This is a genomic window from Methanobrevibacter sp. UBA188 (assembly GCF_905234905.1).
Taxonomy (GTDB): Archaea; Methanobacteriota; Methanobacteria; order Methanobacteriales; family Methanobacteriaceae; genus Methanocatella.
This window is the reverse complement of the sequence record NZ_CAJOJM010000010.1, coordinates 1-4,585: the sequence shown is the minus strand read 5'-3', so window position 1 is coordinate 4,585 and position 4,585 is coordinate 1. Positions and strand designations below refer to the sequence as shown.

Genomic DNA, 4,585 nt, shown 5'->3' with positions numbered 1-4,585 from the left:
GCAAGAATACCTCCCTTTAAAGGTTCCATTACAAAAATACCCATTCCTTTTGAAGCAGCATATTCAATACCTTCAGTGCTGGCCTGAACATTTTCATCAAAGTAGTTATACTGAACCATAACCACATCCCAGTCATAGCCATCAATCAATAAGTCGAATTCCTCCTTAACACCATGATATGAAAATCCAACATGCTTAATCTTGCCTTCACTTTTTGCCTTGTTTAAAAAATCTATCAATCCTTTCTTAAGCAGTCGGTTAACGGTTTTCAAATCAACTGAATGGATAAGATAATAATCAATATAATCTCTTTGGAGTCGTTTTAGCTGTTCATCCAAAAAGTTTTCCATATCTTCATATTTTCTAACATGAATGGATGGCAGCTTTGTGCAAATCTTAACCTTATCCTTATACTCACCCTGAAGAATCTCGCCTAAAAATTTTTCGCTGTCTCCATAAAGATAGGCAGTATCTATAAAATTAACACCATTATCAATTGCATAATAGATTTGCCTTTTAGCCAATTCTCGATCAATTTTACCATTTTTTAAAGGAAGGCGCATTGCCCCAAAACCTAAAGCAGAAACTTCATCGCCGGTTTTTTCAATCAACCGATATTGCATAATATCATCCATAAAAAAAAGAGTTAAAAAGTTATTTCATGTGAAATAACTATTCATTTTGACTAATCATTTTCTTCATATATTCCATCAAATCATCTTTGGACTCTTCATCATCCATTGCAAATTCAATTGAAGTTTTAAGCCATTCGAAACGATTACCTATATCATAGGTTTTTCCGTCAAATGTAACTCCATAAATTGCATCCAATTTTTGAAGAGCATCGGTAAGCTGAATTTCACCACCAACACCAGGTTCTGTTTCATCAATTTTATCAAAAATATCAGGGGTCAAAACATATCTTCCCATTATAGCAAGATTTGAAGGAGCTTGGTGGGCCAATGGTTTTTCAACAAGTTTTTCAATATTATAAACATCCTTTTCCACTTCAGTTCCTTTAATGATTCCATATCTCTCTACCTTATGCTTTGGAACCTCTTCAAGAGAAATTGCAGATGCACCATACTTTTCATAAACATCAATTAATTGCTTTGTGCAGGGAGTTGGACCTTTAGTGATTGAATCACCTAAAAGAACAGCGAATGGTTCTCCACCAACATGCTTTTCAGCGCAATAAATTGCATCTCCAAGTCCTCTCTGTTCTTTTTGCCTTACATAACAGATATCAGCCAAATCAGTAATTGCACGAACCTGTCTTAAACGGTCATCTTTACCAGCGCTTTGCAATGTTTGTTCCAGTTCAAAGGATTTATCGAAGTGGTCTTCAATAGATCTTTTGTTTCTACCAGTTACAATTAAAATATCATCAATACCTGATGCCACTGCCTCTTCAATAACATACTGAATAGTAGGTTTGTCATAAACAGGCAACATTTCCTTAGGTTGTGCCTTAGTAGCAGGTAAAAATCTTGTTCCAAAACCTGCTGCTGGAATTACAGCTTTCATAAATTATCACCATAAACTTTAATTAATTATAATTTTTAATTTAATCTAATAAAAAGGTTATTAAAATTATCCAATTGAACTTTTGAAACTGATTAAAAATGAAAAAAAGAATATTTAACAAAAAAATAAGAGTAATAGTTATTTTTTAACTATAATCTTATTTGTATTTGTTAAACCATTATAAGTTGTTTTAATTATATGTTTTCCAATTTTTAAATTCTTAGAAATTTTTAAAGTAGCTATTCCTTTTTTATTGGTTTTGATTTTATAGGTTTTCCCTTTAAAACTAATTTTAACTACTTTTTTGGCGAATGTTTTTCCTTTTGAATTTAAAACCTTAACATAGAATTTACCTGATTTTTTGAATTTTTTGTAAATATTTTTAGTAATTAATGTATTCTTAACTATTATCTTATTTTTAACTTTTGCATCCCCATAAGAAGAATAAACTGTATATTTTCCAGGTTTGAATTTTAATTTTAAAGTTGCAACACCATTTTTATCGGTTTCGACAAAATAGTTCTTACCGTTGACTGTAAATTTAACTTTTTTTGAAACGACTTTTCCAACTAAATCATAGACAGTGACTTTAAAAGAAATTTTGCTGTTTTGATAATATTTGGTTACATCACTGCTTACAATAGCTTCCCTAGCATCGATTTTTATTTTGATGCCATTGTCAAATGTTATATCCAAATATCCTGTTCTTTCAGCAGTATAATTAATTTCACCATCATAAAGACCTGAAGCATCACTGTAACGTGACACGTTTCCATCCTTATCTGCCAAATAGGATAAATCATAACGAACAGTTATGTTATCACCTTTGAGTAAAAACTTACCGTCATGATTGTAATTTAAGACCAGCCATTTAGATACAAAATCAGGTTTTTCCACTTTAGGTATATTGTAGATTGTATCTCCCCAAAAGTTATAGTCTGCAGTTAATTTTTCGCTGGATCTCAATACTAAAGGATATCCATTACCAACCAAAATTGAGTGAACTATTGTTCCGTTTTTACCAAACCAGTAGATTCCTCCATCGAAAAACCCATTGTCCATTACTGTTGATTCGCTTATAAATCCATTGTCTCCAACCCAGCAGACTGCAGCACCACACCATGCATCATTTTGGTAAAATTGGGATTTCAATATCTTTCCATTATCGCCTCTCCATTGGATAGCTCCTCCTGAATTTGCATATCCGACATGATTATTTCTAAATACACAATCCAAAACAGTGCCGTTTGTTCCATTCCAGACTATTGCTCCACCTTCAGTTATTTTTGCACCCATCGGACGGAATCGGATAGTATGTATGACAGTCCCATCTTCCTTGACAATTTCTTCTTCCTTATCGAACGGGTCATCTTCAATGCCACGAATCACATTGTTTGAGAAGTTGCAGTTTTTAACCCTACCATTTGCGCCATTCCAATAAATTGCTCCGCCCCCAATATCTCTTGAGAAGTATTTTGCAATCGGATTTCCGTTGATGAAATTGATGTTTTTAATAACTACATTGTCTGCACTTATGTTAAAAATTCTTGAGGCATTATTTCCACTAATTGTATGACCATTGCCATCTATTATAATGGTTTTATTAATTAAAATTCCCTTATTTGATCCGTCAATATAGATATAATCCTTATCTAAAACTAAAACACCACCTTCAGGAGTGTTGTTTATTTTTAAAGATAAATCTTTAAAAGAATTGCCATGTCTGAATGTTACATTAATGTAAGATGAATTACACTCGTCTTCAATAGAAGAAGGATAATCAAAAGTGGAATTGGCAATAACTGCCTTAGCATTTATAAACAAATCATTTTGATGATTATTTTCAAAATCACATCCTATAATGGTTGGATTATCACCATCCAAATGTACTGCACCAGAATACTCAGCTGCGGAGTTGTTTTTAAAGCGGGAATTTGAAATTGTTACATTGCTATACCAATGAACGCAAATTGCACCGCCATGAAAAAGTGCAAGATTGTTCAGAAAATTGCAATTATTGACAAGAAGGTTATATCCCTGCAAATAAAGAGCTCCCCCTTCACTGTTTACCACCTGAATGTGAATCTGGTGAGGATCAAAACTCTCACCACTTGTCAGGCTGACTGCTGGACCGTAAGTTACATTGTTATTCATGAAATTGCAGCTTTCAATGCGTCCGTCATTACCTTTCCACAAAACTGCTCCAGCAGCTGATGAAGCAGAGTTATTTTCGAAATTGCAATTGGACAAAGATCCATTATTTCCCCACCAGGAGATGACTCCCCCAGCAAGGCCTGTTGCTTTTGAATTGATAAAATTTAAATTTTTAATGCAGACATTATCCGCATTTACCAAAAACACTCTTTTCACATCAGGAGCTTCGATTGTATGGTTGTTTCCATCAATTGTGATTGATTTTGAAATTATAATTTGATTTGATGAATTTGTGCTTTTGTAATCCTGATTTAGATTAAGTGTTTCACCAACATCAGTTGAGTTGATTTCATCAGCCAAGTCTTCAAGATTAGCTGTAGCATTATTACCTGTATCTGCTGCACTTACACAGGATAGCGATAGGACAATTAATGCAAAAATTGATAAAATAAAAAATGTTTTTTTAATCAAATTAAATTCCTCCAATTGAGAAATATATTTGATTTAATGATTAATAAACTTTTCAAAATAAGAATTTTTATATAAATGGTGCGGGGGACGGGACTTGAACCCGCGAAGGGACTAACCCACTAGGCCCTCAACCTAGCGCCTTTGACCGCTCGACCACCCCCGCATAAAACAAAAGTAGTTATAAAAAAATATATCCCTTAACTTATTTAAAGTTAACTATTTTTATCACAATTTTCACGATTTTGATTTCTCAAACCATAAATTAAATTAAATTAAAAATAAATTATTAGCAAATGCTGTAAATAGTTATTTTTCAATATAAACAACTAAACTTAAAAATAATATGTTTAAATGAAAGCAATATTTTCAAATGACTTCAACAAGCTTTAAATACAACCCAATATAAAATAATAAATGATAATGACAAGTTAAT

3 protein-coding genes and 1 tRNA gene are annotated in these 4,585 nt (G+C 32.5%); all 4 read right to left on the bottom strand.

The annotated features are described in order from the left end of the window. The coding region (locus tag QZ143_RS03250; RefSeq protein WP_292881289.1) for an aldo/keto reductase at positions 1–635 on the bottom strand (635 nt) is incomplete at its 3' end. Positions 636–672: 37 nt separating this feature from the next. After that, positions 673–1,527: a UTP--glucose-1-phosphate uridylyltransferase GalU gene (gene galU / locus QZ143_RS03245; RefSeq protein WP_292609362.1), complete on the bottom strand. Its 855-nt coding sequence runs from the start codon at positions 1,525–1,527 to the stop codon at positions 673–675. Between the two features lie 138 nt (positions 1,528–1,665). Continuing rightward, on the bottom strand, positions 1,666–4,152 hold the full coding sequence (locus tag QZ143_RS03240) for a hypothetical protein (RefSeq protein ID WP_292881171.1): 2,487 nt from the start codon (positions 4,150–4,152) through the stop codon (positions 1,666–1,668). Positions 4,153–4,228: 76 nt separating this feature from the next. Further along, a tRNA-Leu gene (locus QZ143_RS03235) sits at positions 4,229–4,315 on the bottom strand. Positions 4,316–4,585 lie beyond the last annotated feature (270 nt).

Bases quoted from the DNA above. Each gene is read 5' to 3' on its own strand.
- galU (WP_292609362.1), bottom strand. From the start codon at position 1,527: ATGAAAGCTGTAATTCCAGCAGCAGGTTTTGGAACAAGATTTTTACCT.